Source organism: Cyanobium sp. Morenito 9A2, assembly GCF_024345575.1.
Lineage (GTDB): Bacteria > Cyanobacteriota > Cyanobacteriia > PCC-6307 > Cyanobiaceae > ATX-6F1.
In genome coordinates, this window is sequence record NZ_JAGQBJ010000001.1 from 349,759 (window position 1) to 376,473 (window position 26,715).

At 68.0% G+C, this 26,715-nt stretch carries 30 protein-coding genes; 19 read left to right on the forward strand and 11 right to left on the reverse strand.

Features of this window, described 5'->3' with window-relative positions; genetic code table 11:
• The first annotated feature begins 22 nt into the window (after positions 1-22).
• The 5 genes from acsF (at position 23) to KBY88_RS01875 (ending at position 3,182) form a co-directional block, all read left to right on the forward strand.
• A complete protein-coding gene (gene acsF, locus KBY88_RS01855) occupies positions 23-1,042 on the forward strand; it encodes a magnesium-protoporphyrin IX monomethyl ester (oxidative) cyclase (RefSeq protein ID WP_254938182.1) in 1,020 nt (339 codons plus the stop codon).
• A gap of 17 nt (positions 1,043-1,059) precedes the next feature.
• A complete protein-coding gene (locus KBY88_RS01860; protein WP_254938520.1) occupies positions 1,060-1,551 on the forward strand; it encodes a hypothetical protein in 492 nt (163 codons plus the stop codon).
• Positions 1,552-1,604: 53 nt separating this feature from the next.
• Positions 1,605-1,928 carry a fatty acid desaturase gene (locus tag KBY88_RS01865; protein WP_396102324.1) on the forward strand — a complete coding sequence of 108 codons (324 nt, stop codon included), beginning with the start codon at positions 1,605-1,607 and terminating at the stop codon, positions 1,926-1,928.
• Positions 1,925-2,695: a hypothetical protein gene (locus tag KBY88_RS01870; protein ID WP_254938183.1), complete on the forward strand. Its 771-nt coding sequence runs from the start codon at positions 1,925-1,927 to the stop codon at positions 2,693-2,695. Before KBY88_RS01865 ends, KBY88_RS01870 begins: the two co-directional genes overlap by 4 nt.
• A gap of 322 nt (positions 2,696-3,017) precedes the next feature.
• A complete protein-coding gene (locus tag KBY88_RS01875; protein WP_254938184.1) occupies positions 3,018-3,182 on the forward strand; it encodes a hypothetical protein in 165 nt (54 codons plus the stop codon).
• 406 nt (positions 3,183-3,588) lie between these two features.
• Here the strand turns inward: KBY88_RS01875 and KBY88_RS01880 are convergent, their stop codons facing one another.
• Complete coding sequence (locus tag KBY88_RS01880; RefSeq protein WP_254938185.1) at positions 3,589-3,957, reverse strand: hypothetical protein; 369 nt, start codon at positions 3,955-3,957, stop codon at positions 3,589-3,591.
• Between the two features lie 126 nt (positions 3,958-4,083).
• Here KBY88_RS01880 and KBY88_RS01885 point away from each other — a divergent pair, with 126 nt between their 5' ends.
• From KBY88_RS01885 to KBY88_RS01900, 4 genes are all read left to right on the forward strand, one after another.
• Complete coding sequence (locus KBY88_RS01885; protein ID WP_254938186.1) at positions 4,084-4,785, forward strand: biliverdin-producing heme oxygenase; 702 nt, start codon at positions 4,084-4,086, stop codon at positions 4,783-4,785.
• Positions 4,786-4,843: 58 nt separating this feature from the next.
• Complete coding sequence (hemN, locus tag KBY88_RS01890; RefSeq protein ID WP_254938187.1) at positions 4,844-6,259, forward strand: oxygen-independent coproporphyrinogen III oxidase; 1,416 nt, start codon at positions 4,844-4,846, stop codon at positions 6,257-6,259.
• Between the two features lie 99 nt (positions 6,260-6,358).
• Entirely contained in the window at positions 6,359-6,562 is a 204-nt protein-coding gene (locus KBY88_RS01895) for a hypothetical protein (protein WP_254938188.1), read from the forward strand.
• A 203-nt stretch (positions 6,563-6,765) separates the two neighbouring features.
• A complete protein-coding gene (locus KBY88_RS01900; protein ID WP_254938189.1) occupies positions 6,766-6,966 on the forward strand; it encodes a hypothetical protein in 201 nt (66 codons plus the stop codon).
• Positions 6,967-7,086: 120 nt separating this feature from the next.
• Here the strand turns inward: KBY88_RS01900 and KBY88_RS01905 are convergent, their stop codons facing one another.
• Positions 7,087-8,964, reverse strand: coding sequence for an APC family permease (locus KBY88_RS01905; RefSeq protein WP_254938190.1), 1,878 nt, complete (start codon positions 8,962-8,964; stop codon positions 7,087-7,089).
• A gap of 89 nt (positions 8,965-9,053) precedes the next feature.
• Here KBY88_RS01905 and KBY88_RS01910 point away from each other — a divergent pair, with 89 nt between their 5' ends.
• Entirely contained in the window at positions 9,054-11,513 is a 2,460-nt protein-coding gene (locus KBY88_RS01910; protein ID WP_254938191.1) for a cation-translocating P-type ATPase, read from the forward strand.
• Positions 11,510-12,001, forward strand: coding sequence for a cupin domain-containing protein (locus KBY88_RS01915; RefSeq protein ID WP_254938192.1), 492 nt, complete (start codon positions 11,510-11,512; stop codon positions 11,999-12,001). The genes KBY88_RS01910 and KBY88_RS01915 overlap by 4 nt, the downstream gene beginning before the upstream one ends.
• 40 nt (positions 12,002-12,041) lie before the next feature.
• Here KBY88_RS01915 and KBY88_RS01920 read toward each other — a convergent pair whose 3' ends face one another.
• Complete coding sequence (locus KBY88_RS01920; RefSeq protein ID WP_254938193.1) at positions 12,042-12,491, reverse strand: ferric reductase-like transmembrane domain-containing protein; 450 nt, start codon at positions 12,489-12,491, stop codon at positions 12,042-12,044.
• 3 nt (positions 12,492-12,494) lie between these two features.
• Positions 12,495-13,334: a sigma-70 family RNA polymerase sigma factor gene (locus KBY88_RS01925; RefSeq protein ID WP_254938194.1), complete on the reverse strand. Its 840-nt coding sequence runs from the start codon at positions 13,332-13,334 to the stop codon at positions 12,495-12,497.
• 708 nt (positions 13,335-14,042) lie between these two features.
• Between KBY88_RS01925 and KBY88_RS01930 the strand changes: the two genes are divergently transcribed.
• Both KBY88_RS01930 and KBY88_RS01935 read left to right on the forward strand, forming a co-directional pair.
• Entirely contained in the window at positions 14,043-15,308 is a 1,266-nt protein-coding gene (locus tag KBY88_RS01930) for a glutathione S-transferase family protein (protein WP_254938195.1), read from the forward strand.
• 9 nt (positions 15,309-15,317) lie between these two features.
• Positions 15,318-15,956, forward strand: a complete 639-nt coding sequence (locus tag KBY88_RS01935) for a DedA family protein (protein ID WP_254938196.1) — start codon at positions 15,318-15,320, stop codon at positions 15,954-15,956.
• Positions 15,957-15,999: 43 nt separating this feature from the next.
• Here KBY88_RS01935 and KBY88_RS01940 read toward each other — a convergent pair whose 3' ends face one another.
• Complete coding sequence (locus KBY88_RS01940) at positions 16,000-16,200, reverse strand: hypothetical protein (protein ID WP_254938197.1); 201 nt, start codon at positions 16,198-16,200, stop codon at positions 16,000-16,002.
• 82 nt (positions 16,201-16,282) lie between these two features.
• On the opposite strand from KBY88_RS01940, the gene KBY88_RS01945 reads away from it, so the two are divergent.
• Positions 16,283-16,942 (forward strand): DUF2808 domain-containing protein, encoded by a 660-nt coding sequence (locus KBY88_RS01945; protein ID WP_254938198.1) that lies wholly within the window; start codon positions 16,283-16,285, stop codon positions 16,940-16,942.
• A gap of 34 nt (positions 16,943-16,976) precedes the next feature.
• Here the strand turns inward: KBY88_RS01945 and KBY88_RS01950 are convergent, their stop codons facing one another.
• Genes KBY88_RS01950 through KBY88_RS01960 form a run of 3 tightly spaced genes read right to left on the reverse strand, consistent with a single transcriptional unit; the run spans position 16,977 to position 19,799 of the window.
• Positions 16,977-17,447, reverse strand: coding sequence for a cupin domain-containing protein (locus tag KBY88_RS01950; RefSeq protein ID WP_254938199.1), 471 nt, complete (start codon positions 17,445-17,447; stop codon positions 16,977-16,979).
• A complete protein-coding gene (locus tag KBY88_RS01955) occupies positions 17,444-19,030 on the reverse strand; it encodes an NCS2 family permease (RefSeq protein WP_254938200.1) in 1,587 nt (528 codons plus the stop codon). Before KBY88_RS01955 ends, KBY88_RS01950 begins: the two co-directional genes overlap by 4 nt.
• Positions 19,023-19,799, reverse strand: coding sequence for a class I SAM-dependent methyltransferase (locus KBY88_RS01960; RefSeq protein WP_254938201.1), 777 nt, complete (start codon positions 19,797-19,799; stop codon positions 19,023-19,025). The genes KBY88_RS01955 and KBY88_RS01960 overlap by 8 nt, the downstream gene beginning before the upstream one ends.
• A 75-nt stretch (positions 19,800-19,874) precedes the next feature.
• Here KBY88_RS01960 and KBY88_RS01965 point away from each other — a divergent pair, with 75 nt between their 5' ends.
• Positions 19,875-20,153, forward strand: coding sequence for a DUF427 domain-containing protein (locus KBY88_RS01965; protein WP_254938202.1), 279 nt, complete (start codon positions 19,875-19,877; stop codon positions 20,151-20,153).
• 42 nt (positions 20,154-20,195) lie between these two features.
• Here the strand turns inward: KBY88_RS01965 and KBY88_RS01970 are convergent, their stop codons facing one another.
• The gene (locus KBY88_RS01970) at positions 20,196-20,360 is read right to left on the reverse strand and encodes a Nif11-like leader peptide family natural product precursor (RefSeq protein ID WP_254938203.1); all 165 of its coding nucleotides are present in this window, start codon (positions 20,358-20,360) and stop codon (positions 20,196-20,198) included.
• Between the two features lie 29 nt (positions 20,361-20,389).
• The gene (locus KBY88_RS01975; RefSeq protein ID WP_254938204.1) at positions 20,390-20,701 is read right to left on the reverse strand and encodes a DUF3104 domain-containing protein; all 312 of its coding nucleotides are present in this window, start codon (positions 20,699-20,701) and stop codon (positions 20,390-20,392) included.
• Between the two features lie 202 nt (positions 20,702-20,903).
• On the opposite strand from KBY88_RS01975, the gene KBY88_RS01980 reads away from it, so the two are divergent.
• The 4 genes from KBY88_RS01980 to KBY88_RS01995 all read left to right on the forward strand — a co-directional run bounded on the left by KBY88_RS01980 (position 20,904) and on the right by KBY88_RS01995 (position 25,185).
• A complete protein-coding gene (locus KBY88_RS01980) occupies positions 20,904-21,692 on the forward strand; it encodes a sigma-70 family RNA polymerase sigma factor (protein WP_254938205.1) in 789 nt (262 codons plus the stop codon).
• 271 nt (positions 21,693-21,963) lie between these two features.
• A complete protein-coding gene (locus KBY88_RS01985; protein ID WP_254938206.1) occupies positions 21,964-22,101 on the forward strand; it encodes a hypothetical protein in 138 nt (45 codons plus the stop codon).
• Positions 22,094-22,675, forward strand: coding sequence for a DUF924 family protein (locus KBY88_RS01990; protein WP_254938207.1), 582 nt, complete (start codon positions 22,094-22,096; stop codon positions 22,673-22,675). The genes KBY88_RS01985 and KBY88_RS01990 overlap by 8 nt, the downstream gene beginning before the upstream one ends.
• Positions 22,676-22,755: 80 nt before the next feature.
• Positions 22,756-25,185, forward strand: a complete 2,430-nt coding sequence (locus tag KBY88_RS01995; RefSeq protein WP_254938208.1) for a glycogen/starch/alpha-glucan phosphorylase — start codon at positions 22,756-22,758, stop codon at positions 25,183-25,185.
• Here KBY88_RS01995 and KBY88_RS02000 read toward each other — a convergent pair.
• On the reverse strand, positions 25,177-26,676 hold the full coding sequence (locus KBY88_RS02000) for a bifunctional orotidine-5'-phosphate decarboxylase/orotate phosphoribosyltransferase (RefSeq protein ID WP_254938209.1): 1,500 nt from the start codon (positions 26,674-26,676) through the stop codon (positions 25,177-25,179). The two genes, KBY88_RS01995 and KBY88_RS02000, sit on opposite strands and share 9 nt — an antisense overlap.
• Positions 26,677-26,715: the final 39 nt, after the last annotated feature.

Consider the following 26,715-nt stretch of genomic DNA (forward strand, 5'->3'; position numbering starts at 1 on the left):
AACCACCCCATTTCCCTGTGCCATGGCCACCTCCGCTCCCCACTTGCGCGAAGACCTGCTCACCCCGCGTTTTTACACCACCGAAATCGAGAAGGCGGCCCGCACCGACGTGGAGTCCCAGCGGTCGGCCTTCGAGGCGATGCTCGCCGAGATGGAGGCCGACTACAACCGCGACCACTTCGATCGTCGGGTGCCCCTTGATCGCCTGCGCGATCTTTCTCCCGAGGAGAAGGAGGCCTACGAGAGCTACCTGGTGCGCTCCTGTGTGTCGGAGTTTTCAGGCTTTCTGCTGTTCAAGGAGCTCTCCAGGCGGCTCTTTCAGGTGGGCCGCACGGAGCTGGGCCGCCTGTTCCAGCTGATGGCCCGCGACGAGGCCCGCCACGCCGGCTTCCTCAACCGCGCTCTGGTGGCCGAGGGCATCCAGCTGGATCTGCCCAGCCTCAGCACCCGCCGGCCGATCACCTGGTTCCCGCTCAACTGGGTGCTGTATTCCGTCTTCCTCTCCGAGAAGATCGGCTATTGGCGCTACATCCTGATCGATCGCCACCTCAGGGCCCACCCCGATCACCACATCGCCCCCCTGTTTGATTTCTTCGAGCCCTGGTGCCAGGACGAAAACCGCCATGGCGACATCTTCAACCTGCTGATCCGCTGCTGGCCCAACCTGCGCCAGGGCTTCAGGGGCAAGTTGCTCAGCCGCTTCTTTCTGTGGTCGGTGTTTCTCACCCACAGCCTCACCGTGGCCGAGCGGCACGATTTCTATGAACTGCTGGGCATGGAGGCCAGCCGCTTCGACGCCGAGGTGATGCGGCAGACCAACCGCACAGCCCGCCGGGCCTTCCCCTGGGTGTTCAACCTCGATTCAACCGACTACTTCCGCCTCCGTGACCAGATCGTGGCGTCATTTCTTGAGATCAAGGCGGCCAGGCAGCAGCCGCCAAGCCTGCTGAAGCCCCTGCAGCAGCTGGGCCGCAGGGTGCGCTTTGCTGGTCTGCTTGCCCGGCAGTTTGCCCAGCCGATGGTGATCGCGGAGGCCGCATGAGTGCCGGCTTTGCGCCCATGAGGATTCAACCGCTGGTGCCTGCGGGTCTGCGCACCAGCTGGGCCACGGTGGGTTTCATGGTGGTGCTTCATCTGCTGACCCTGGTGGCGCTGTTGCCCCGTTTCTGGAGCCCGCTGGCACTGGTTGTGTGGCTGGTGCTCGATTGGCTCACCGCCTGCATCGGGGTGACCCTCGGTCACCACCGCATGCTGGCCCACCGTTCCTTTCGGGTCACGCCGTGGTTGGAGGCACTGATCGTCGCCTGCGGCACCTTGCGTTGCCAGCACGGTCCGATGGCAGGGGCGGGCCTGCACCGCCACCACCAGCTCCACTCCGACGATCCGGTCGACCACCACAACAATCATCTGGGCCTCTGCTGGAGCCATTTCGGCTGGATGCTCAAGGAGGTCCCGGCCAAGACCCATGTGGCGCGGCTCATCCCCGATCACCACGCAACCGCGACGACCTCTGGCTTGATCGCCATTTCCTGCTGCTTCAGATTCCCTTAGTCGTCTTTCTGTGGTGGCTGGGGTCAGTCACGGGCGCCGGTGGTCTTGCCCTGGTGCTCTGGGGCTTTCCCCTGCGACTGGTGATCGCCTACCCCTTCACCTGGAGGGTGAATTCGGCCACCCACCGCTGGGGCTGCATCGGCTACCCGAGCGGTGACCACTCGCGCAACACCTGGTTGGTGGCCCTGGTCACCTTTGGCGAGGGTTGGCATAACAACCACCACGCCTTTTCCAGCAGCGTCCGCATGGGATTCCGTTGGTGGGAGCTTGATCCCCCCTGGTGGCCCATCGTTGCCCTGCGCCGGCGAGGCCTGGTGCGCCATGTCCGTCTGGCCCCTGTTCTTCAGCCGCCGCGTCTTCGGCATCGCTCGTCATGACGGAATCCCATGGGGCTCCCCAGAGAGCCGAGATCCCCCGCGTTTTCATTGGCTATGACCCTCGAGAACGGGTGGCGGTGAACGTCCTTGCCGACTCGATTCAGGTGACGTCATCGGTGCCGGTGTTGATCAGCCAGGTGCGCCACGAGCAACTCCTTGGGGTGTATCACCGCTCTCACGATGCGAAGCAAAGTACGGCTTTCTCGTTCAGTCGCTTCCTGGTGCCCTGGCTGAGTGGTTTCTGGGGTTGGGCGCTGTTCATGGATGCGGACATGCTCTGCCTCGGTGATATGGCTGAACTGTGGGCCCTGCGAGACGAACGTTTCGCGGTTCAGGTGGTGAAGCATCGGCATGACTGCGAGGAGGGCACCAAGTTTCAGGGCATGCCCCAGACCCCCTACGCGCGCAAGAATTGGTCGTCGGTGATGTTGTTCAACTGCTCCCGCTGCACCGCCCTCACTCCTGACTACGTCAATACCGCAACGGGGCTGGAGCTCCACCAGTTTCGCTGGCTGGCCGATGAAGCCATCGGCGAGCTGCCGCCCGAGTGGAACGTGCTCGTCGGGGTTCAGCCCGTGCCGCGCGAGCCGAAGGTGCTCCACTACACCCTCGGCGGTCCCTGGTTCGACGATTGCCTGGGCATGGCCGAATCCGGCCGTTGGCATGAGGCCCGCTCGGCGATGAACCATCCCATCGCCACCGCGCCCCTGCGGCTGAACCAGCCGCCCCTGGAGTGCCTGGCAGTCGGCCGCTCCTCTGCCCCCTGAGGCGATGGAGGACCGCGTTGTCCAGGTGCTTTTTCTCTGGCGACCGCAGGTCGATCGCACCAGCAACTTGGGCGTTTCTTCTGCTTGCGGCCGTGTTGATGTCGGCAACGCTCCCAAGTGGCTCGCTTTCGCCCGTATCAACGCTCCGATGATCGTGGCCGCGGTCCTGACCTGCCGTCGCTTCAGGCGCTGGCCAGCGCCATCCGGGCCGACGGTCCCCGGCTGGAGCGGTTGGCAGCCATGGGGCTCGACCGCTCCAGCCACGTCCTGGGCTGCGACCCCCATCGGGGCCTCAAGCCAGATGGGGGCAATCGCCTGAGCGTTGTTTGAGCCCCTGCGCGCGCTGGTCCAATGCGTCCACCAGCGGGCCGGTCGGCTGGGCTTGGGGGAGATCCCGGGCCAGGTCGTCGGAGGCTTCGCCGTGGTGGCTGACGGCCACCACCTGCCCCTGGCCGAGCCCCTGGCGCGTCGATCAGCGCCGCCCTGAGGACCGATGGGGCCGTGCACCTCGACGAGGGCGAGGTCCGGCGACGGTCCCGCTTCGCCTCGTTTGCAGGATCCACCTCCGCGTGCCGTCCTCAGGCGCTGCCGATCGTGATCGGGATCCTCGCCCCCTGCGCAGGGATCTGCTCACCCCGGACAAAGATCCGCTGGCCGCCACGGCGGACATCGGTGCCCCCTTCTGGAGGCCATCGAGCGCATGGGAAGGAACCGCGCTCAGCAGCGTCAACGGGTGGCCCAGCCCGACACAGCCCTAGCCCTGGGCTCGGCCCGGTTGTACCGAGCCCGGTCCGACGCCCAGCCGCCCCTGGAATTGTCGGTTGAAGCGGCCTGATCTCCGGGGTCTTGGTGCCAGGGCGCTGCTCGATCTGACCTGGGTTGATCCCCCTTGATCAGGCGCTGGTCCTGAGCTCCAGGGGGATGTGCGGAGCGGCTGGCGGCAGCTGGGAGGCCCAACGCTTCAGCCGCTCGGGAAGGGCGATCACCGTGCGTTGGGTTCCACCAAAACGCATGTGCAGCCAGGTGATCACCCCGGCATCGCTCGAGGCGACGCCCTCCAGTTGCCCGTCTGCGCTGCCGAGGCCAAGCTCGGCGATGGCGCTGGGGGTGAGGTACCAGAGGTCCCCGTGCCTGGGGCGGTCGCGGCGTTCCTTGAACAGTTCCAGCAGCTGGCCATCGCCGCTCAGCTGGCCCTGGGGTGCGAGCAGCAACGGGAGCTCCAGGAGGCTGTCCGTGGAGGGCGAGAACGGGAGGGCAACCATGGGAGATGGGCGGATGACGAAGTTGCAACGAAGCGGCAACGCCGCAACAGCATCACAACGATAGCGTTATATCATTGATCAAGCAGGGCCCTCCGTGGCCCTGCTCCACCATGGGCACGGTTCACCATGACAGCCACCATCCCCGAAGCGATCTCCAGTCATGCCCACGGCGCCGATGCTGTGCTCCGCAAGGGGTTCGGCCCCCGGGTGCGCAAGCTCCACGCCCGCATCGGCGCCGCCCATCGCCAGGTGGAGAGCATGGCTTTCTCGAGGGCCCTGCTGGACGGCCAAGTGGAGCCGCTGCAGCTGGCGGCCCTGATCCGCACCCTGGCCCCCGCCTATGCGCTGATTGAGGAGCGGGGCCCCGATCTGGCCTCTGCCTTGGGCGCCACCGATCTGCCTTGGAAGGCCCTGCGCCGAGGCGCCGCCCTGGAGGCTGATCAGAAGGCGCTGGCTGCGCTACCCGCCACCCCCGCGTCGGCGGCGGCCCGCGGCTGGCTGGAGCAGCTTGCCACCCTGGCCCAGGGGGCCCCCCACCGCTTTCTGGCCCATGTGTACGTGCGCTACGGCGGAGATCTCGCCGGTGGGCAGCAGTTGGCGGAGCAGGCCAACGCCATCCTGGCGGCCCACGGCCTGAACCCCCTGCAGTTCTGGCACTTCGAGCAGCCCGTGGCCGCGCTCAAAGTGGCCTTTCACGACGCCTTCGAGCAGTTGGAGCTCAGTGGGGCCGAAGAGGCCGAACTGCTGGACGAGGCCGAGGCCGCCTTCCTCGCCACCCAGGCCCTGCTGGCGGAGCTCGCCGAGCTGTCCCTGGCGCCCACCGGCTGAGCAGCCCCGCATCGCCCGGTTCCACCCCTCCGCCTCCGCCAGATCCGTCCAGTCCCCCATGTCCACCACCCTCGACGCCACGCCAGCCACCCGCCCGCCCGCCTGTTCCCGGGCGGTCCCATCCCTGCCACCGCCGACCACACCCCTTGAGCTTCTGCTCAAATACGACCGGCCCGTGCCCCGTTACACCAGCTACCCCACGGCGGCGGCGTTTACCACCACCGTGGGCGCCGCTGATCTCGGTGCCCAGCTGGCACAGCCCAGCAGCGCACCGCTTTCGCTCTACGTGCATGTGCCCTTCTGCCGCCATGCCTGCTGGTACTGCGGCTGCAACCGGATCACCACCCAGCTGGGATCGAAGGTGGTGGGCCCCTACCTGGCGGCCCTGGCCAGGGAGCTGGAGCTGATCGCCGCGGCCATGCCCCAGTGCCGGCGACTGGCCCAGCTCCATTGGGGCGGTGGCACCCCCAACTACCTCAACGCTGACGAGCAGACGATCCTCTGGGGTCTGATCGCCCAGCACTTCGATCTGGATGACGATCTGGAGGCCTCGATCGAAGTCAACCCGGAGTTCCTCAGCGAAGCCTCCGCCCTGCATCTGCGCGCGCTGGGCTTCAACCGCCTCAGCTTCGGCATCCAGGACGCCGATCCCGAGGTGCAGCGGGCGGTGAACCGGGTGGTGGCAGTGGAGCAGTTGCGGCGCTCGATGCAGTGGCTGCGGCAGGCAGGGTTCGAGAGCGTGAACGTGGATCTGATCTGCGGTCTGCCGCTCCAGACGTCCGGGCGCTTTCGCTCCACGTTGGAGTTGGTGGAGGAGTTGCGCCCCGATCGCCTCTCACTCTTCTCCTTCGCCTACCTGCCCCAGCAGTTGCCCCTCCAGCGCAAGATCGCCGCCGAGGATCTGCCCAGCCAGTGGGAACGCCTGGCGATGCTCGATGACGCCAACCGGGGTCTCACGGCCAATGGCTATGACGCCATCGGCATGGACCACTACGCCCTCGCCACTGACAGCCTGGCGGTGGCGGCCCGGGAGCGGCGGCTGCACCGCAACTTCCAGGGCTACACCACCGGTGGCGAGCTTGATCTGCTGGGCGTCGGCCCGACGGCGATCAGCCAGTTCCCCCAGCTGTTCAGCCAGAACCAGCGGGACCTCAAGGCCTACTACCGGGACCTCGAGCAAGGCCGGCTGCCGGTGGAGCGCGGCCTGGTGGTGAACGATTCGGCGGTGCTGGAGCGCCGCGCCCTGATCAAGGAGGTGATGTGCCATTTCCAGGTGGCGATGGATCTGAAGCGGTTCGCCCTCGAATGGAGTGACCTCCAGGCTTTCGAAGCCGACGGACTGGTCCGGCTGGAGCGTCAGGCCGACCGGGGCCTGGTGGAGGTCACCACCCAGGGCCGCTGGCTGATCCGCACCATCGCGGCGGTTTTCGACCCCGGCCAGCGGCGGCAGGCCAGCGGATCCCGTCTGGTCTGAGCCGGTCCGGGCCGACCGGCCTGCACCGGCCCGTTGATGTGACCGCGACACCGTTGGCGTTGACGTGCGAGCCAGGCACCGGGCGCTCATCTCCATGGAATGGGCCAAACCCCTGGCGACCCCGCCAGCGCCCAGGCGTTGGACACGACCCCAGTCCCCCGGGCGATCGTCACGGGCCGCTACGCCACCGTCGGACCTGGCGCCAGCTGGCCTCGGGACCTGAGTTGGGAGGCCCGCACGTTCCCATGGGAGGGCCCTGTCGACCAGGGAGAGGGCTCCTCCGGTGAGGCCGGCAGCGGCTAAGACGTCGGTGCCATCCGCCCCGAGCTCACCGACGGCCCCAGCCGCAGCAGCGTCAAGCGCATCCCAGTGGATGGCTTGGGCCGCGCCGACAGCTCGGGCATCGTCAACAGGAATGACGTGCTCGCCAGCGCCCTCTGGGCCTTCAGCGCAACAGTCGGTGGACCCCCTCCAACAGCGGCGGCGGCATCGGCGACACCAACCTGATGCTCCCCAGCCTCAACGCCTCCCTGGCCGGCAGCGGCAGTGACAACCAGGACCTGTTCGGGGCTCAGGCCAACTGGGCGCCAAGCTCGCCGCCCGCCGCCGCTTCGATGGTGCACCCGAATCCCCGGGCCGTTCAGCCCGAGTCCGATCCCGCCCCCTCCGTGGCTCGCGCATCCCAGCCCATCAGAGGCCCCTGGTGAACCGTGCCCCAGGTCCAGACGGGCCAATGCCATGGTCTGGAGTAATGCGGGGCACCGCTCCTTGTCTGATGGGCGCTGAACGCAGCTGGGCGGAGAGGCAGCCCCTGGCCTGCGAACGCTTCAGAGGTAGAACCCCACCGTGGTCACCACCCGGGTGCCTTGGCGGCGCAGGGCGCTGCGCAGGGCGATCGTCGATTGGTTGTGCAGGAGGTTCTCCCAGCGGTGGCGGGTGACGAACACGGGCAGCACCACCGTGCAGAACTTGTCGCGGTCCTTGCGGTGGTCGGTTTCGAACTGGTGCACGAAATCCAGTACCGGAGCCTGGAGCGACCGGAAAGGCGACTCCAGCACCACGAGCGGCACCTGGGGCAACTGGCGCTTCCATTGCTCGCGGAAGGCGTCCGCTTTGCCCAGCCCCAGGTCCACGTGCACGGCCACCAATTCACCGGCAATGCTGCGGGCGTAGCGGATCGCTTCGAAACTGCCGCGGTGAAGCTGGCCCACCAGCACCACCACCGGAGCCCCGCCGGCCGCTGGCGGCTCGGGGAGGTTGAGCTGCACATCGGCCGCCAGCCGCAGACGCTTGGCCACTTGGCGGTAGTGGGCCTTGATGGTCAGGAATACCCCCACCACAAGGGGCACGGCCAGCACCACCAGCCAGGCGCCTTGGGTGAATTTGCTGAACAGCAACACCGCCGACACCACTGCGGTGACCAGGCTGCCGAACCCGTTGATGAGAGCCTTGCCCAGCCAGCCCTGGCCTTTCTCCCTCCACCAGTGCACCACCATGCCGGCCTGGGAGAGGGTGAAGCTGGTGAACACCCCCACGGCATAGAGGGGGATCAACCGGCTGACGCTGCCGCCGAAGATCACCACCAGCAACCCCGCCAGGGCGCTGAGCATCAAGATGCCATTGCTGAACACCAGCCGGTCCCCCAGGGAGGCCAGCTGACGGGGCATGTAGCCGTCCTGGGCCAGGAAGGCCGAAAGGCGCGGGAAATCGGCGTAGGCCGTGTTGGCTGCCAGCAGCAGGATCAGCAGGGTGGACAGCTGCAGCACCAACAGCAGGGGGCCGTTGCCGAACACCGCCTGGCCGATCTGGTAGAGCAGCGTCGGGCCGTTCTCCCGGTAGACCACCCCCAGCTGCTGGGCGAGCACGCTGATCCCTGTGAACATCGTGGCCAGCAGCACCACCATCACCGTGAGCACCCGGCGGGCGTTGCGCCATTCCACCGGTTTGAACGCCATCACGCTGTCGCTGATCGCCTCGATCCCCGTGAGGGCGGCGCAGCCGGAGCTGAAGGCCCGCATCACCAGCACGCTGCCCAGGGCGGTCACCTCCTGGCCGTGGGCCTCTATCAGCTGCTTGGCCTGGTCCGCCACCGGCAGGGGAGTCAGCTCCCCGAGGGACAGCTTCACCAGTCCCCCCACGATCAGCACGAAGATCGCGGTGATGAACAGGTAGGTGGGCAGACTGAGCAGCTGGGCGCTGGAGCGCAGGCCCCGCAGGTTGGCCACCATCAGCAGCACCACCCCCAGCAGGCACAGGGGCACCCGTTCAGGTTCCAGCACGGGCAGGTAGGAGGTGAGGGCGGAGATGCCCGCCGCCACGCTCACCGCCACCGTGAGCACGTAGTCGATCGACAGTGAGGCGCCGGCGACCAGACCGGGCATCACCCCCAGGTTTTCGTGGGACACCCGGTAGGAACCACCGCCGTGGGGATAGGCCTTGATGGTCTGGCGGTAGCTGATCGCCACCACCAGCATCAGCAGCACGATCAGGCCGGTCACCGGCAGCGTGAGGCCCAGTCCCACCGCGCCAGCCATGCCCAGCACCAGCACGATTTCCTGGGTGGCATAGGCCACCGAGGAGAGGGCATCGGAGCTCAGGATCGCCAGGGCCTCGGCGTTGGTGAGGCGCTCCTCGGCGTGGGCGCTGGTCGGCAGCGGATCCCCCACCATCTTGCGCTTCACCCTCTCGAACAGCGACTGCGGCATGCAGGTACGGGGAGACCGCAGGGGACAGGGCCTTCAACGCTACCCCTGGCATCGTGAGCCATTCCCGGCGCCAAGCTGAGCCATCCCTGATGAGGTGGCAGAGCGTGCTGGAGCCCACCAATCTGTTGCTGCTGGCCTGCGCCGTCCTCTACGGCCTGATCGGTGAGCCCACCGATGGGCTGGTCCTGCTGGCGTTCGTGGCCTTCATCTCCCTGCTCGATGGGGTTCAGCAGCAGCGCAGCCGCCGGGCCCTGGCCGCCCTGGCGGCCCTCTCGGCCCCCCAGGCGCGGGTGCGTCGCAACGGAGACGAGCTGCGGATTCCCGTGGAGCAGGTGCAGGTGGGCGATTGGCTGCTCCTGGACGAGGGGGACCGGGTGGCGGCCGATGGGGCGGTGGTGGAGAGCCTGGGCCTGAGTCTTGATGAATCCCTGCTGACCGGGGAGTCGTTGCCGGTGCCGCGGCTGGAGATCGGTGCGCCGGTGCGCGCCGGCACCCTGGTGGCCGGTGGGCGCGGGGTGGTTCGGGTGGAGGCGGTGGCTGGCGCCACGGCCCTGGGGCGCCTGGGCGCCAGCCTGGCCACCCTGAAGGCACCCCCCACCCGGCTGCAGCGCCAGACCCAGCGCCTCACCCAGCGGCTCACGGTGATGGCCCTGGCCCTCTGCGCCCTGCTGACGGCGGTGAACGGGGCCAGCAGCGGTGACTGGCCCCAGGCGTTGCTGGCGGGCCTGGCCCTGGCCTTGGCGGTGCTCCCCAATGAAATTCCCGTGGTGCTGGCGCTGTTCCTGGCCCTGGGGGCCCTGCGTCTGGCCCGCCTCGGGGTGCTGGCCCGCTGGCCGGCGGCGGTGGAGAGCCTCGGCAGCGCCACGGTGCTGGCGGTCGACAAGACCGGCACCCTCACCGAGAACCGCATGGCCGTGAAGGAACTGATCACCTGGCCCGAGCGGGCTGCCTGGCCCGAGCAGGCAGAAGCTCTGCCAGGTCAGCAGCCTGGGGCGTCAGCGGCCCAGGACCAGCTCGGCGAGCCCTTTCATCCGTTGCTGGAGCTGGCGGTGCTTGCCAGCCGGCCGCAGCCGGTGGATGCCATGGAGCAGGCGATCGCCCGTCTGGCCCAGCGCCAGTTGCAGGGCACTGAGCACCTTCACGGGGACTGGCCCCTGGAGCGGGAGTACCCCCTCAGCCCCGATCTGCTGGTCTTCTCGCGCCTCTGGCGTGATCCCGCCAGCGGCTGGCAGCTGGCCGCCAAGGGGGCGCCGGAGGCGGTAAGTGAGCTGTGCCATCTGGCAGGGCCTGTGGCCACAGCCTTCCTTGCTGAGGCGGATCGGCTCGCCGCCGGGGGACTGCGGGTGCTGGCGGTGGCCCGCGGCTTGCAGGGGCTCCCGCAACACCTGCATCCCGATGGTCTCAAGGAGGGGAACTTGCCCCCGGAGCTTCTCCATGACTACCTGTTTGAGCCGCTGGGGCTGATCGGCCTGGCCGATCCCCTGCGCGCTGATGTGCCCGCCTCGGTGGCCCGGGCGCAGGCCGCCGGGGTGCGGGTGGTGATGATCACCGGTGACGGGCCCACCACGGCCCGGGTGATCGCTGAGCAGGCGGGCCTGGGGGCCGGCGTGGTGCTCACGGGTGACCAGCTCGATCGCCTCGCCCCCTCTGAACGGGCGGCGGCGGCAAAGCAGGTGAACGTTTTTGCCAGGGTGCGGCCCGAGCAGAAGCTGGCCCTGGTGCAGGCGCTGCAGGCCGCCGGCGAGGTGGTGGCCATGGGCGGCGACGGGGTCAATGACGGCCCCGCCCTGCGGGCCGCCGACATCGGTGTGGCCATGGGCCGGCGCGGCACCGCCGTGGCCCGGGAGGCCTCCGATCTGGTGCTGCTCAACGATGCCTTCGCCGACCTGGTGGAGGCCCTGGCCATGGGACGGCGGGTCTACGCCAACCTGGGCCGTGCCTTGGCCTACACCCTGGCGGTGCACCTGCCCATCGCCGCCCTGGGGCTGATTCCGTTGCTGGTGCCGGGCCAGCCCCTGCTGCTCCTGCCGGTGCACATCGCCCTGCTGCATCTGGTGATCGAGCCGGCCTGCACCGGGGCCTTCGAGGCCCAGCCAGGGGATCCTGCGCAGATGCGCCAGCCTCCCCGTTCGCTGAGGGCTCCCCTGTTCGGGCCGGCGGCCTGGCGTCTGGCCCTTGTTCAGGGCGGGGTGCTGCTGGTCGTGGTGCTGGTCCTGGCGCTGGCGGGACCGGGCGGGCTTGAGGGGCGGCGCGCCCTCGTTCTGTCGGTGCTGCTACTCGCCAGCGGTGGCCTGGTCTGGATCAACCGGGTTCGCATCCAGGGCGGCCCGCCGGCGCTCACCACGATCCTGGTGGCTGCCTCCAGCCTGCTGCTCTGGGGCCTGCTTCAGGTCTGGAGTCCCCTGCGTCAGTCGCTGGCTCTGGCGCCGCCGGGCCCCTGGCAGGTGGCTCTGAGCCTGGCGGTGGCGGGCGGCAGTCTGCTGGTGCTGGCCTTGCTGACACCGGGGCTGCTCGTACGATCCGCCTCCAGGTCGGTCGAGTGGACGTGAGCGAGGCTCCCAGCGCTGAATGGATCCGAGACGCCCTGGGGCTACATCCCAGCTTGACCTGTGGCTTCATGGCCGAAACCTACGGCCAGGGTCCGCCAGCTCCCCCTGCGTCCCGAGGCGCCGTCTTCACCTTCTTGATCACCCCGGAGACCCCTGGACATCTGCACCGGATCCCTTCGGATCAGATGTATCACCATTATCTCGGGGACCCGCTCGAGGTCCTCCTGCTCCATTCGGATGGGCGGGGCGAGCTGTCCGTCGTTGGTGCGGATCTGGCCGCAGGCCAACGACCCCAGCTGCTGATACCGGGCGGCACCTTCCATGCCGGACGGGTGCGGGACGGGGGCCGCTACGCCCTGATGGGGACGAGCGTCTGGAACCGCGTCGAGGCCTCCGGCGTGGTACTTGGCGATCTCGACCAATTGACCCAGAGCCATCCGACGATGGCTTCTCTGCTGGCCCTGTTCGCCGCATCTGCGCAGCTTTGATCCTCTCTGGACGCCGTGCATCCAGGCCCGATGACGGCGTTCACGGCCGCCACCAGAGCCAGGCCTCCCGGTTGATCAGCAGGCCGATCACCACCATGACGCCCATGAGCACGATCTGATCGGCGCGGGCATCGGGGATCAGAACATCCGCCACCAGATGGCCGAGGTTGGTGAGGCTGTAGAGCAGGCTCAGGCCGAAGTGCAGGGCGCGCCAGCGCCGCCACCCCTTCTGGCCCGGGGGGCTGCTGGCGCCGTAGGCGATCAGCACCAGCGCCGCCAGGGGCATCAGCATGTAGGCCAGCATCGCCGCGAACAGCGTCGGCAGGTTGGCGCTGGCCACGTGGGATTCGATCTCCACGGACTGGCCGTGGAACAGGGGCATCAGGCCCAGATCGGTGTGGAACAGCAGGGCCAGGAACCAGCTGATCCAGAGGCTGCGCAGGCGCAGGGCATGGTCGATGCCCGTCTCGGGCCAGGGCGGGCGGGCCACCGCTCAGGCCGGATGCAGGACGGGCGTCAGCTGTAGGCGCAGCTTGCCCAGGGCGTGGCGTTCAATGCGCTGCACCTGATCTTTGGTGTAGCCGGTCAGCTGGGCCACCTTGGCGAACGACTGAGGCTGTTCGTGGCCGTAGCGGAGTTCGAGCACCGTGACCTCGCGCTCCTCCAGCTGGCGCAGGTGATCGAGCATCCAGCGGTAGTCGTCATGGGGCTCCAGCTGGCGGGGATCGGGCACGAGATCCAGCAGGGTCATCTCGCCGTCTCCGCCGGTCTGTTGGTCCAGCGAGACGGTGCGGCTGCGGCGGCTGGCGTGGAGCGCGAACTGCAGCCGGGCTTCGGTTTCCCCGAGGCGCTTCGCCAGTTCGCTGGAGCTGATTGTGCGGTCGGAGCCCGCCAGCATCGATTCGGCCCGGCTGGCGAGGTCAATCACGTTGACCGGGAGTCGGATGGTGGTTCCCTGTTCCTGCAGGTAGCGGCTCACCGCCTGGCGGATCCACCAGTAGGCGTAGGTGGAGAACTTGTAGCCGCGGCAGGGGTCGAACTTTTCAACCGCCCGCAACAGGCCGATGTTGCCGGCCTGCACCAGATCCATCGGCTCCTGGTGCAGGTGGGCCATGCGGCGTTGGTGGCGCTTGACCACGGCCACCACCAGCCGCAGGTTGGCGGTCACCATCCGGGCCATGGCCCGGCGTCCACGACGTTCCAGATCGCGGCAGTCGTCACTGGCCTGCTGCCAGCGCTGCACGATGGCTCCAAGATGCAGTTCTTCGGCCGGGGTGAGGAGGGGGATGCGGCCGATGGTGTGGAGATAATCGCCGAACGTATCTGAAGACATAGGCACCTGCTTCGATCTTTTGATTATCAGATCAAGGTGGTCGACCTTGGTGATAGTTGAGCCAACGGAGTCAATACGCAGCGTTCGTGATGCTTCGAGCCTCACAAAAGTTTATTTTCGCTGCTTAAGAATGTTTTAAGAGTTGATTGAATCGCGTTGGGGAGTCCCGGGAGAGTCTCAGGGCAGGCATGGCTGAGTGAGGCAAGGCCTTTCAGGCCAGGGCTTTTAAGAGGAGCATGGCTGTGTCGGTTCGGTCGCATTCGGCGGATTGATTCCGATTTGCACGCTCACCTGTGCCCGGGGCGAACAAGGGGCAGCTGGTACGGAGAGAGACCGCGTTACTGGGTCATTTCACCGCTCAACGGAGTTCCATGGGGAGAGGGAGGCGAGCGCAGGCCTGGGACGGCACCTCCCTTGCCCAGGGGTGGTGCCCCTTTTGACCTTCCGCGGGGGAAGCTTCGGAACATCTTGCAAAACGTTCTCAATGGCAAGAGTTGATTGGTGTTGGCAAGGATGGGCACCAGCGAGCCTTTTGCATTCTTGAGCCACCCTTTCTGAGGAAGGCTTTGGAGGCTTTGTGATGACCACCAACGTCCCCCTCTCCGGGGTGGTGATCTCCGCTGCGGTTGGCTCTGGGCGTTGATGGATCCCTTGAAGCGGCCCCAGGGCGGCGCTGACTAGAACGGTGCCCAGCTTGCGGAGGCCCCCATGGCTGCTCCAGAAACCCACACCCTTGAAAGCCAGGTTCCCCAGGCCGGAGCGCCGGACGCCCGAGCGCCCCTGAGCTGGGAGCAGTTGGCGGCCCTGGCGCCAGCGGAGCCCGAACGGGTCCACGGGCCCACCTCCTCCCAGGCCCTCCTCCGCCTGTTTGGCGCCACCGAGGCCGAGGTGCGCGTCACCCTCTACCGCGATAACCACGCCTGGTGCCCCTATTGCCAGAAGGTCTGGCTGTGGCTGGAGGAGAAGCGCATCCCCTACCGGGTGCGGAAGGTGTCGATGCGTTGCTACGGCGAAAAGGAGCGCTGGTACAGCGAACGGGTGCCTTCGGGCCTGCTCCCCGCCCTGGAGCTCGATGGTCGCTTGCTCACCGAAAGCGACGCCATCCTGCAGGCGCTTGAAACCAGCTTTGGCCCCCTCGCTGAGGCGCTGGAATCAGCTGGGGTCAAGGAGGTGCGGCGGCTGGAGCGGCGTTTTTTTCGTGCCTGGTGCCATTGGCTCTGTACCCCCCACGCCAGCGGGGCTGACGAGACGTTGGCGACGGAGCAGTTCGAGCGGATGGCCCGGGCGGTGAGCGAGGCGCTGCAGGCCACCCCAGGCCCCTTCTTTCGGCCTCAGTTTTCGGCGGCTGATGTGATCTTTACCCCGTTCCTGGAACGCGCCAGCGCCAGCCTCTATGCCTACAAGGGCTACGACCTGCGCGAGGACCACCCCGCCATCAACCTCTGGTTCACCGCCATGGAACAGCGCCCCACCTATCTGGGCACCCAGAGCGATTTCCTCACCCATGTCCACGACCTGCCCCCCCAGATGGGCGGTTGCCATCCAAGCAACGACGCCAGCCAGCGGGCCGCCTGGCAGCAGGTGGCCCTGGGGTTTGCTCCCAACGAGACCAGCCAGGCGGAGCCAGCCGAGGCGGCCCTTGAGGCCCTGGCCCGGGTGATCAAGCACCGTCGCGCGATCGTGGCGGTGAACCCCTGGGGTGGCGCCGGTTTCGATCAGGCCCTGCGCTGCGCACTCAGCAACCTGCTCGCGCCGGCGGAGCCCTGCGTGCCCCCGGAGGGCTCCGCCGCCGGGCTGCGCCACCTGCGCACGCGCCTCAGCGTGCCCCGGGACATGGGCCTGCACGCGGCCAGGCGACTGCGCCGGGTGCTGGAGATCACCGCCGCCCTCGATGGCCACCAACAGGCTGACCCCATCCCCACCCGGCACCGCCTTGACCAGGACCTCAGGCCCTTCCAGTCCATGGACAGCTGAAGTCCCATCATGGTGCCCATGGACGTGAGCACTGATCAGCTCCAGGAGTTGCTGAGCCGCTGGGGCTACGTGGTTGTGTTCAGCGCCATGCTTCTCGAGAACGCTGGAGTGCCGCTGCCCGGCGAAACGGTCACCCTGCTCGGGGGCTATGCGGCCGGCAGTGGTCAGCTGAATGTGTTGGGGGTGATGGGATCGGCCACCGCCGGGGCCGTGCTCGGCGACAACCTCGGCTACTGGGTCGGCCGCCGCGCCGGCTGGGGCTTGATCCTGAAGGTGGGAACCTTTCTGCGCCAGAGCCCGGAGCAGATGGAGCAGCGGCGCCTGAGCTTCCTGCGCCACGCGGGAAAGTCGGTGTTCCTGGGCCGATTTGTGGCCGTGCTGCGGGTGGTGGCCGGTCCGATGGCCGGAGCGGTGGGCATGCCCTACCGGCGCTTCGTGCTGTGCAACTTCGCAGGTGCCCTGCTCTGGGCTTCCACCATGGTCAGCCTGGCCTGGCTGGGGGGGCGCTGGATCCCGATCGAGCGCATGGTGACCGGGGTGGTGGAGTTTGGCCTCGGCGCGCTTGTGATCCTGGTGGTCGTCACCTTGTTGCCCAAGCTGATCGCGCGTTTTCAGTCCGGTCTGCTCGATGACGAGGACGAGGGCTGAGCGGGGCCCGGTTGAGCGGAACAATCCCTTTTCCCGATGGCCCTCAGCCGGCGGCCTGCAGGGCGATTTTCTTGCTGAGCAGATACTCCACCAGTTCCTCCTGCAGCACCAGCAGCTCATGGGTGCAGCCGCGGAAGGCGGCCCGGTGACGGATGTCGTCATGGCGGGTTTTGAGATCCCGCAGCATCAGATCGATGGCATCGAGCTCCGGGGAGCACCCCCGGGCGGAATCGGTGCGGGTCACAGCTGGCCGGATCACGGAAAAATGATTTTAGCCGGGGCGTTCGGAAGGGGTCCCTAGGGTTGAACCCGCTGCCGCCGGGGCGATGGATCAGCAAGACGGTCAGCGACCCAGCGAAAGGCCTGCGCCCCCAGCCGTCCAGACCGACGGCGTTCGCAGGGGCCGCGGCGGAGCTGGGGCCCTGCATGCGCTCTTGCCCGGTGCCCTGGCCCTGGCGATTCCCCTCGGGCTGGGGAGCGCACCGTTGCTGCTGCCGGCCCCGCTGGCCCAGGCCTTGGAGCTGCGCGGCCAGACCTACTTCGTGTCGCCCCCCTGGAAGGTGACCCTGCGCAACTACTACTGGTACGTGAACCAGAGCGGAGGTGAGTACTACATCACCATCGAGCTGCCCGACAAGGCTGCCGCCTCCCTGGGGGCCATGCGGCTGCAGCAGACCCGTGGGATCGATCGCACCTTCCGCTTCGATACGGGGGCCAGCCGTGCCTTCCTTGGTCTGCCCCGGCGCGAGGGCGCCCAGGTGCCCGTGGTGGTGCGATTCGATAACGACAGGCGCCTGTTCCACATCGATTTTCCTCAACCCGTCCCGCCCGGCTCCACCCTCACCGTGGCGTTGCGGCCCCACCGCAACCCCTCCCAGGCCGACTCCTACATGTTCCAGGTGACGGCCTTCCCGGCCGGACCCAATCCCGTGGCCAGCCCCGTGGGCTTCGTGACCTTGTCGATCCTTCAGGCCGTGAGTTTCTGATCGCAGGGCATGGTCGAGCCCACCACCGCCTTCGCTAGAGAAGTTCCTGAAGCGCCCCGGCCGGATGGCACTTGGTGGGCTGGTCGCTCAGCAATTCGAAATCGCTGAACTCGAAACCCGGTGCCACGCAGCAGTTGACCAGGCTCCAGGGACCGCCGCTGCGGGCCGCCTGCCACCAGCCCGGGGGGATGCGCTGCAGCGGCCGTTGCTCGGGGCGTTGCGGATCAAGGGGGCCGAGCCAGAGACGCTGCGGTTGTGGGCCTTCCGGCGCCAGACGCCAAAGCTCCAGGGGGCTGCCGCCGGCGTGGTGCCAGGTTTCCTCCGCCTGGTGCAGCCGATGCCAGCGGCTGCAGGCTCCCGCCGGCAGCAGGTAGTCGATCAGGGTGAGGGCGGCGCGCTCGGCCCCATCGGCGCGCCGCACCCGTAGCTCGGAGCGGTGGATCTCCCGGTAGAAGCCCCCCTCCGGATGGGGCGCCAGGGCCAGCTTGTGGATCAGTTCCTTCATGGGTTGGGCGGCGAGCGGCGGACCAGCCCAGCGGCGGCGGCGAACACCAGGGCCATCACCAAGTAGCCCAGGGCCCAGGGGCCCCCGGTGCCCCAACCCAGATCCAGCACGGTGTCGGCGGGGGTGAAGCGCCAGGCGTGGATCAACCCCAGCCAGGAGGCGGCTGCGGCCAAGGCGGCGCAGAGAGCGGCGGCGGCGAAGCGGCGCTCGATCACGTAGACGAGCATTGCCGCCAGCAGCATCGCCGCCACGATCTGCCCCTGCTCGAGGGCGAAGGCGCCGGCGGCCCAGACATCTGCCTGGCGCAGGGGCTCCAGCAGTGCCGGCCCGAAGGGATGATCCGGGCCGCCGGCCCCGCCGGCCCGGAGGCCGGCCTTGAGCAGCAAGGCCCCCCAGCCCGCCAGGCCCGGCAGGAGCCCCAGCACCACCGCCGGCGCGTGGGCGGATGGGGTGGCCTGGAAACTCTGGGCGGTGATCACCAGAGCGATGTAGAGCACGATCGCCATGCCGGCTTCGATCGGCACCAGCTGCCCCACCAGGCCGAACACCCCCAGCAGACAACCCAGACCGATCAGCACGCCGTTGAGCCAGGAGTAGCCGATCCGCGCCCCCATCGCCTTCCAGCCTGGATGGCCGATGTAGATGGTGGTGGGAAAGCAGGAGCCCAGGGCCGCGGCCACCAGGGTGCCGATGCCGTTGATCAGCAGGGAGCTTTTGAGCGGGTAGCGATCCCCGGCCGCCTCGGCGCTCTCCAGGTTCTGCAGGGAACCAAGTACATTGAACAGTCCCATGGGCACGATCACGCCGAGCCAGGGAATCAGCTGGTCGCGGCCGGCCCAGAGGGCCCCCAGCTGCAGGGGCGGCAGGTGCAGGCCCACCTGGGCGGCATTGGCCTGCCAGCTGGCGGGATCGATGCGCAGCAGGCCGGTGGGGATCGCCAGGGCGATGCCCAGCAGCACTGCCACCAGCCCGCCGGGCAGCGGCAGCTTCACCTGGCCGTAGTAAGTGACAAGGATCACTGCCAGCACCGCCAGACCCACCACCGGGTTGGCGTAGGTGCGCAGCAGGAAGCCCAGGGCGATGTAGCCCAGGGCGATGCCCGCCAGGGTGGAGAGCAGCGCCGCCCGGGGCAGCCAGCGGCGCAGGGCGCCCAGGCAGAAGGCGCCGCCGGCCTCGATCAACCCCGAGCCCAGGCAGGCCACCAGCCCTGCCCGCCAGGAGAGCTGCACCGCCTGCTCCGCCGGCAGCCCCTGGCCCAGGGCCGCCAGCTTCACCGGCAGCATCACCAGGAACACGTAGGCGAACAGGCTGACGGTGTTGATGCCGTAGGGCAGGGCGGTGCGGTCGTCGCGCTGTTCTCTCTGGGCCAGCCGGTAGGCCTGCCAGGCGTAGGCGCCGTTGCCCACCAGCAGACTGAGGCCCGTGGCGGGCAGGATCGTGCCGAAGATCAGGCCGTCGGGGTAGCCGAGCACGCCCCGGCAGAGGGCCACGATCAGCAGGATCTGGATCAGGTTGTCGAGCCCCAGGCCCAGCAGCCCGTCCAGGTCGCCCGGCACCAGCCAGCGGGGTGTGCGCTCAGCCATCGAGCTCCTGCAATGCGGCGCCTGGATCGCCATGGCCCGCGGGCCAGAGCAGCAGCAGCGCTTCCGCCTGATGGGAGCCTCGCCAGATCCAACGGTGGGTCCAGCCCTCCCGGCGGGCCCGTTCCACGAAATCATCGCCTTCGGCCGGCAGGTCGCTGCTGGTGAGGTGCTCCACCACCTGCAGGCGCTGGTCCGCGCTCAGGACCTGCCAGCCGGTCTGAACCCGCTCGGTGTAGCGCTCCAGGTAGGAGGGCAGGGATTCGCCGCCTTGGCGGAAGACATCGGCGATCAGCAGCACCCCGTTGGTGTTGAGGCGTTGGGCCAGGGCGGCGAGCACCCGCTGCTTGTCGTCATCGAGCAGGTGGTGCAGCGCGTAGCTGCAGCTGATCAGATCGAAACCGCCCCCAGCATCCGGCTGCTGGGCCCAGGTCAGCAGGTCCTGGTGGGTCCAGCGGCAGGGGTAGGGCACCGGTCCTGGCGCGGCGGCGGCGAGGTTTTGGGCCGCCAGGGGCAGGACGGCGGCTGCGGCGTCCACCGCCTCGAATCGCCCCAGGGGCAGGCTGCGCAGCAACGGCGCCAACAGGGCCAGATCGCCGCAGCCCAGGTCGGCGGCGGCGGCTCCGGGTCGCACCAGCGCCCCCAGCACGGCGCCGAGGGTGGAGGTGAGCGACCGGTGCTCCATCAGATCGTGGTCGACCACGGCTCTGTAAGTGCGCCAGCTGCGCTCGAACAGCTCCAGGCTGCCGTCCTGCGCGTTGTGGTGGGTCATGGCCATGGGTACCCCGGCTGATTGTGTTCAGTCCGGGGCCTGCGCGCCAGGATGGGGCTTCCCGGATTGGTCGCCATGGAAGCGCGTTGGCAGGGGGCGGTGATCGCCGCCAGTGAGGACATCGAGACCGTCGAGCGCAATGCCTATTTCCCCGCGGACGCCTTGCGGATGGAGCATTTTCGCGTCTCTGACCACCGCACTACCTGCCCCTGGAAAGGCGTCGCCCACTACTACGACGTCCTGGTGAACGGCGAGGTCAACGCCAATGCCGCCTGGTTCTACCCCGAACCCCACCAGGCCGCCGCTGCGATCCGTGGGCGCGTGGCGTTCTGGAAGGGGGTCCAGGTCAGCTGATTCCAGGGGTCGCCCATGGGGCCCCTGGAATCAGGCCTTGGCTCAGCCGCGCTGATGGCGCGCCAGGGTGGCCTCCGTGAACGGATGGCCCAAGGCCTTGGCGATCGCCACGATCGCTGCGGAGTCCTTGGCGTCGTGCACCTGTTGCTGGAGTCCGGGATCGAGATCGACCTTGGCGAAGAAGGCTCCGAGCTGGGCTTTGGACATGGGTCGATGCTGCTGGGGCCATCCCAGTGCTAATCGATCCCTGGCGACCGCGCCGGCGGCGGGAGGATTTCCACCACCGCGTCGGCATTGAGGGTGCGGATCGCCCCCGTGTCCACGCAGGCCACCTGGAAGAAGGCGTTGGCGTCGCAGCGGCCCCCCCCCTCCCGGTGGATCACCCGGCCGATCCACCAGGGGCCGCTGGGGGGGGCGACCACCACCGTGTCACCCAGGTGAACCTCGAGGAAGCGCTGGGGCTGGGCCTGGCGCAGGGGCTCGGCGGCCCGGCTCGAGCTGTTGGGCTGGAGGACCCAGGGGTCGAGCTCATGGGGACTGGGGGTCATGGGGCGCCCGGCGACGGGCCAGCGGTGGGGCGATCAGTATGAATGTACTGATCGGGAGGGTGGGTCCGTTGCGATTCCGCAGACAGTTGGATTGGGCGTTGTCTGGTCAGGGATTCCGTGCATCATGGCCAGCACCGGGGTTTCGGCCCGCGGCAAGTTGTCACCGGTCCTCGGCCGGTCTTGATGAGGTCTGACCCTGCACGTGACGCATCCCGACACCGTGGGCTTCTGGTTGCAGCAGGCGGTCCGCATCCCCCTGCTCACCCCCGCCGAGGAACTGCACCTGGGGGCGATGGTGCGGCAATGGCAAGACTGGGAGGGTGGACCCGAGCAGGCCGAGGCCCAGGTGGCGCGCCGCGGCAAGCGCGCCAAGGAGCGCATGGTGGCGGCCAACCTCCGTCTGGTGGTGAGCGTGAGCAAGCGCTACCTGCGCCGCGCCAATGCCCGAGGCCTGCCCCACGAGGATTTGCTCCAAGAGGGAACGCTGGGCCTCAACCGCGGTTGCGAAAAGTTTGATCCAGCCCGCGGCTACAAGCTCAGCACCTACCTGGTGCCCTGGATTCAGCAGGCCATGGGCCGGCTGCTTGACCACGAGGGGGGCGCCGTGCGCCTGCCGGGCCAGGTTGGTTCAGCCCTGGCCCAGGTGAGCGCCGGCTGGGTGCGCTTCGATGAGCTGGCGCCGAGCATGCAGGCGCGGGTGACGGCGGCCGCGGCCGTGCGCTTCCAGGCCCGCCTCGACGGCCGCATCGGCGACGGCGAGACCACCCTGGGCGAGTTGGTGGCCGCCCCCAGCAACGATCCCCTCGATCGCCTTGACCACGAGTTGATCCTGCAGCAGATGGCGGCCCATGCCCCCCAGGAGCTGGCGCTGCTCCGGGAGCTGCAGGAGCGCACCCCTGCCCAGCTGGCCTCCGACCTGGGCATCAGCCGCCAGGCGGTGAATGTGCGGGTGCACAAGGCGCGCAAGCGCCTTGCCGAACTGGGGCGCTGAGGGCGGGCGCCCACAGAAACGCCCCCGACCATCAGGCCAGGGGCGTTTCCGGAGCGCCGGGGGGTCGGCTTTGCTCAGGGTCCGACGGGGTGGAGCGGACGTCGGTTGAACCGTTCTACCCATGGCCAGAGGGGCCCTTCCCACAGATCCAAGATTCGCAACATGCTCGTGGGGATCGACGGTGACAGCGGCCCCGCCGATTGGGCGATCCGCGATTGATCGGCCGGGGATTCATCCGGGAGTGATCCCATGGACAGGCGGTCAGCCAGCCATGGATTCCACACTCCAGTGGTGGGTGGCCCCCCATCCTCCAAGGCTGGCCCGGGGCCTGCAGGTCTTCGCGGAGCTGCGGTGCGCGCCCCTGCGGGTGGTGCGGCCGTGCCTGGTGCCTGTCCCCGGTTGTGCCTGACCCCCGGCTGTCGACCGAGGCCCCTGGGGGCCCTGGGGCGGAGGAGGTCCTGCGCTTCTGGTTCAAGGAACTCACGCCCGCCCAGTGGTTTCGTCGTTCAACCGGGTTGGATCGAACCATTCGCGATCGCTTTGAGGCCCTCAGCGAGAGGGCCCTGGCCGGTGCGCTGGCCCCCTGGGGGGAGCGCACCGAATTGGCCCTGGCCCTGGTGCTGGTGCTCGATCAGTTTCCGCGTCAGATCTGGCGCGACCAGGCCAGGGCCTTCGCCGGTGACCCTCTGGCCCTGGCCCTGAGTGAAGCCGCCGTGGCGGCAGGCTGGATCGCGGCCGAGCCGGAGCTGGATCGCCGCCGCTTCTGGCTGATGCCGCTGATGCACAGCGAGCACCTGGAGGTGCAGGAGCGGGCGTGCGCCCTGTTTGCCGAGCACGTGGAGGCGGAAAGCACAGCCTTTGCCGAGCGTCACCGCGCCGTGATCCGCCGCTTCGGCCGCTTCCCCCACCGCAATCGGGCCCTGGGCCGCGTGTCCACCCCCGAGGAAGTGGCCTTTCTGCTGGAGCCCGGATCCCGCTTCTGAAGCCATAGCGAATCGGTCACGCTTGCTACCACGCCAGCCCACATGTCCGGCCATGACAGGTGGAAGCTTGTTCCGCCTCCATGGCCCCCACCCGCACCATTTCCGCCGAAGGGCACGACCTGGCCCGGGCGATGCGGCGCCATCTCTTCTACAGCCAGGCCAAGTCGCCATCGCTGGCCAGCCACCACGACCACTACTGCGCCCTGGCGCTGGCCGTGCGCGACCAATTGCTGCAGAGCTGGGTGGACACCGCCGAGGCCTACACGTCCCGGGGCGTGCGCACGGTGGCCTATCTCTCGGCTGAATACCTGCTGGGCCCCCATCTGGAGAACAATCTGGTGAACCTGGGCCTGCGGGAGGCGGCCCAGGAGGCCTGCCAGGAGCTGGGTCTCGATTACGCCTCGCTGTTGGCGGAGGAGCCCGAGCCGGGCCTGGGCAACGGTGGTCTGGGGCGGCTGGCGGCCTGCTACCAGGAGTCGATGGCCAGCCTGGAGCTGCCGGCCATCGGCTACGGCATCCGCTACGAATTCGGCATCTTCCGCCAGCAGATCGTGGGCGGGGCCCAGGTGGAGAGCACCGACCCCTGGCTGCAGGGCGGTAACCCCTGGGAGGTGATCCGACCGGAGTGGAGCTTCCCGGTGACCATCGGCGGTCAGGTGGTGCAGGGGGTGGCCTACGACACGCCGATCCTGGGCTACGGCGTGCACACCGCCAACACCCTGCGGCTGTGGTCGGCCCAGGCCCCTGAATCCTTCGATTTCGCCTCTTTCAACGCCGGCGATTACACCCGCGCCGTGCTCCAGAAGATCGAATCGGAGACCCTTTCCAAGGTGCTCTACCCCAATGATGAGCTGGAGCAGGGCAAGCGGCTGCGGCTCAGCCAACAGATCTTCTTCGTGTCCTGTTCCCTGCAGGACATGTTCCGGATCCTCAAGGGCCAGGGGCTGGCTGTCACCGACTTCCACCACAAGTTCGCCGTTCAGCTCAACGACACCCACCCGGCGATCGCCGTGGCCGAGCTGATGCGGCTGCTGATCGACGAGCACGGCATCGACTGGGACACCGCCTGGTCGATCACAACCGCCAGCATCAATTACACGAACCACACCCTGTTGCCCGAGGCGCTCGAGACCTGGGGCGTCGAGCTGTTCGCCTGGCTGTTGCCGCGCCAGCTGGAGATCATCTATGAAATCAATGCCCGCTTCCTGCGGCTGGTGCGCCTCCGCTATCCCGGCGATTCCGAACGGCTCTCCCGCCTTTCCCTGATCTCCGATGGCTCCGAGCGGCGGGTGCGCATGGCCAACCTGGCCGTGGTGGGGAGCCAGAAAGTCAACGGGGTGGCGGAGCTTCACAGCGCGCTGGTGCGCAGCGAGCTGTTCCCCGATTTTGCCGATCTGTGGCCCGATCGCTTCATCAACGTCACCAACGGGGTCACCCCCCGGCGCTGGATGGCGGTGGCCAACCCCGCCCTGGCGACCCTGCTGGATGAATCGATCGGCAGCGCCTGGCGCCGCGATCTGGAAGAACTCCATAAGCTCGAGCCACTCGTGGGCGACGGTGGCTTCCTTGAGCGCTGGCGGGCCGTGCGTGAGCAGGCCAAGCAGCGGCTTGCCGCTTCCATCCATCAAGAGCTCGGTGTGCTGGTCGACCCGGCCTCCCTGTTCGACGTCCAGGTCAAACGAATCCACGAATACAAGCGCCAGCACCTGGCGGCCCTGCAGATCGTGGAGCGTTACCTGCGGCTGCGCAACGGCGAAGCGCTGCCCCCACGCACCTTCATCTTCGGCGGCAAGGCTGCCCCTGGCTACGCGATGGCCAAACTCATCATTCGCCTCATCGGTGGCATCGCCCAGATCGTCAACGTCGATCCGGCCATGGACGGGCGCCTGCGGGTGGTCTTTTTGCCCAACTTCAGCGTCAGCCTCGGCCAGAAGGTCTACCCCGCTGTGGATCTTTCCGAGCAGATCTCCACCGCCGGCAAGGAGGCTTCCGGCACCGGCAACATGAAAATGTCCCTCAATGGCGCGCTCACGATCGGCACGCTCGACGGCGCCAATGTGGAGATCCGTGAGCGGGTGGGGCCGGAGCATTTCTTCCTGTTCGGGCACACCGCCGAGCAGGTCGCTGAACTTGACCGCATCGGCTACCACCCGATGCCCTGGCTGGAGAACGATCCGCTGCTGAAAGAGGCGATCGATCTGATCGGCTCCGGCCATTTCAGCGAGGGTGACCGTGATCTCTTCCACCCTCTTCTGGCGAACCTCTGCAGCGTCGATCCCTTCAAGGTGATGGCCGACACGGCCGATTACCGCCGCGCTCAGAATGCGGTGGACCAGGCCTGGGTCGATCCCCTGGGCTGGAGTCGCAGTTCGTTGCTTAACACCGCCCGTTGTGGTTTCTTCAGCAGCGACCGCTCGATCGCAGAGTATGCCAGCCGGATCTGGAAGGTGGAGTCGGTGCCGATTAACGCCTGTGCTGTGATCCCCGGGGCCGAGGTGGAATCACGCTGAGGGCAGCAGGGCCACCTGTCGGGCATCGAGCCGGCCCGCCTGCTCCAGCACCGCCGTGATCCGGCCGATGGTCAGCACCGCATGGCTGCGGTATCCAGCCTCGGTCAGCCGCCGCTGGGCATCGCCGCCGTGGTCAATGAGAACGACCACATCGCTCACCAGCAGCCCCGAGCGTTCCAACTTGGCAATGCCCTCGAGCACGCTGCCGCCCGTGATCAAGATGTCGTCGACCACGACCGCCGTTTCCCCTTCGCGGAAATCGCCTTCGATCAGCCGCCGTGCTCCATGGGCCTTCACCTCCTTGCGCGGGTAGATCAGGGGACGATGCAACAACAGGGAGAGCCCTGTGGCCGTGGGCAGGGCGCCGTAGGGAATGCCGGCGATGCGATCGAAGCGAAGCCCTTCGAGGCGCTGGGCGTAGGCATGCAGCACCCGGTGGAAGAGGTTGGGATCGGAAATGATCCGGCGCAGGTCGATGTAGTAGGGGAACTCCGCTCCTGAGGCCTGCACGTAGCGGCCGAACAGCAGGCAGCCCAGATCGAACAGATCGAGGATCAGGTTGTCGAGAGGATCCGGGGCGGGGGCCTGCAGGGGAGCCAGATCGTCGCGTAAGGAGAGGGGCTCGCCTGCCGTTGGCGGCAGCCAGAGGGCACAGCTGGCACCGCTGTCTCCTCGAGACTCCGCCACCCGCTGGCGGATCGCTTCGATCTGTCGCTTCAGGCCTGCGGTGAGAGCCCCGATGCCCTCCTCCACCAGCAGGTTCTGGGGCACGGGAAGCAGCAGTCCATCGGCGGAGGCGCTGAGACCCGCCTGCAGCAGGGCCTCCAACCGCTCCTCCTTGCCCCAGAGGCTGCGCAGGATCAAAAAGCGCTCCGGCGCCTCCTGGCGCACGCGCTCGAGGATGGCCGGATCGCTGGTGCCCACCTCCAGCAACAGTTGTTCTGGCGTGCCCCAGCGCTGAACTTCGCGCACGATGCGCAGGTAGAGCGGATCAGATTCATCGGGATGGTGCTGCACCACCCGGGCGCCGGGGTTGGAGCTGTGGCAGGTGACCACCACCAACTTGCTGCCGTAGAGCAAGAAGGGGGCAGCGATGTCCTGGCCCGCCAGGGGCGAGAGCGTCACCCCGTCCACCCCCAGCTCCTTGAACAGGTAGTGGGCCAAGGCCGAGGAGGAATTCAGATCGCCATGCTTGGCATCGAGAATCAGCGGCAGGTCGCTGGGCACCAGGTCGCGCACCTCGTGCAACAGCTCCAGGCCGATCGGCCCCAACGATTGGTAGAAGCCGAGGCTGGGCTTGTAGGCGCAGACGTGATCGGAGGTGGCCTCGATCACCGCCTTGATCCAGCGGCGCGCCTGGGACAGAAAGGAGCCGCTCCCGGGGTGGGAGCGGCTCCAGGTCTGGAGCATCTCCGGGTTGGGATCCAAACCGGTGATCAGCAGCGATTGGCGGCTGGCAATGGCGTCGGTGAGGGTGACGAAACAGCTCATCGACGGATCCGGCACTGCAAGGGTGTTAGCAGAGCCTGG

What these genes read in the sequence shown, in the direction of transcription:
- acsF (WP_254938182.1), top strand. Translation starts at nt 23, where the DNA reads ATGGCCACCTCCGCTCCCCACTTGCGCGAAGACCTGCTCACCCCGCGT.
- KBY88_RS01860 (WP_254938520.1), top strand. Translation starts at nt 1,060, where the DNA reads ATGAGGATTCAACCGCTGGTGCCTGCGGGTCTGCGCACCAGCTGGGCC.
- KBY88_RS01870 (WP_254938183.1), top strand. Translation starts at nt 1,925, where the DNA reads ATGACGGAATCCCATGGGGCTCCCCAGAGAGCCGAGATCCCCCGCGTT.
- KBY88_RS01880 (WP_254938185.1), bottom strand. Translation starts at nt 3,957, where the DNA reads ATGGTTGCCCTCCCGTTCTCGCCCTCCACGGACAGCCTCCTGGAGCTC.
- KBY88_RS01885 (WP_254938186.1), top strand. Translation starts at nt 4,084, where the DNA reads ATGACAGCCACCATCCCCGAAGCGATCTCCAGTCATGCCCACGGCGCC.
- hemN (WP_254938187.1), top strand. Translation starts at nt 4,844, where the DNA reads ATGTCCACCACCCTCGACGCCACGCCAGCCACCCGCCCGCCCGCCTGT.
- KBY88_RS01895 (WP_254938188.1), top strand. Translation starts at nt 6,359, where the DNA reads ATGGGCCAAACCCCTGGCGACCCCGCCAGCGCCCAGGCGTTGGACACG.
- KBY88_RS01900 (WP_254938189.1), top strand. Translation starts at nt 6,766, where the DNA reads ATGCTCCCCAGCCTCAACGCCTCCCTGGCCGGCAGCGGCAGTGACAAC.
- KBY88_RS01905 (WP_254938190.1), bottom strand. Translation starts at nt 8,964, where the DNA reads ATGCCGCAGTCGCTGTTCGAGAGGGTGAAGCGCAAGATGGTGGGGGAT.
- KBY88_RS01910 (WP_254938191.1), top strand. Translation starts at nt 9,054, where the DNA reads ATGAGGTGGCAGAGCGTGCTGGAGCCCACCAATCTGTTGCTGCTGGCC.
- KBY88_RS01925 (WP_254938194.1), bottom strand. Translation starts at nt 13,334, where the DNA reads ATGTCTTCAGATACGTTCGGCGATTATCTCCACACCATCGGCCGCATC.
- KBY88_RS01930 (WP_254938195.1), top strand. Translation starts at nt 14,043, where the DNA reads ATGGCTGCTCCAGAAACCCACACCCTTGAAAGCCAGGTTCCCCAGGCC.
- KBY88_RS01935 (WP_254938196.1), top strand. Translation starts at nt 15,318, where the DNA reads ATGGTGCCCATGGACGTGAGCACTGATCAGCTCCAGGAGTTGCTGAGC.
- KBY88_RS01945 (WP_254938198.1), top strand. Translation starts at nt 16,283, where the DNA reads ATGGATCAGCAAGACGGTCAGCGACCCAGCGAAAGGCCTGCGCCCCCA.
- KBY88_RS01950 (WP_254938199.1), bottom strand. Translation starts at nt 17,447, where the DNA reads ATGAAGGAACTGATCCACAAGCTGGCCCTGGCGCCCCATCCGGAGGGG.
- KBY88_RS01955 (WP_254938200.1), bottom strand. Translation starts at nt 19,030, where the DNA reads ATGGCTGAGCGCACACCCCGCTGGCTGGTGCCGGGCGACCTGGACGGG.
- KBY88_RS01960 (WP_254938201.1), bottom strand. Translation starts at nt 19,799, where the DNA reads ATGACCCACCACAACGCGCAGGACGGCAGCCTGGAGCTGTTCGAGCGC.
- KBY88_RS01965 (WP_254938202.1), top strand. Translation starts at nt 19,875, where the DNA reads ATGGAAGCGCGTTGGCAGGGGGCGGTGATCGCCGCCAGTGAGGACATC.
- KBY88_RS01970 (WP_254938203.1), bottom strand. Translation starts at nt 20,360, where the DNA reads ATGTCCAAAGCCCAGCTCGGAGCCTTCTTCGCCAAGGTCGATCTCGAT.
- KBY88_RS01975 (WP_254938204.1), bottom strand. Translation starts at nt 20,701, where the DNA reads ATGACCCCCAGTCCCCATGAGCTCGACCCCTGGGTCCTCCAGCCCAAC.
- KBY88_RS01985 (WP_254938206.1), top strand. Translation starts at nt 21,964, where the DNA reads ATGGATTCCACACTCCAGTGGTGGGTGGCCCCCCATCCTCCAAGGCTG.
- KBY88_RS01995 (WP_254938208.1), top strand. Translation starts at nt 22,756, where the DNA reads ATGGCCCCCACCCGCACCATTTCCGCCGAAGGGCACGACCTGGCCCGG.
- KBY88_RS02000 (WP_254938209.1), bottom strand. Translation starts at nt 26,676, where the DNA reads ATGAGCTGTTTCGTCACCCTCACCGACGCCATTGCCAGCCGCCAATCG.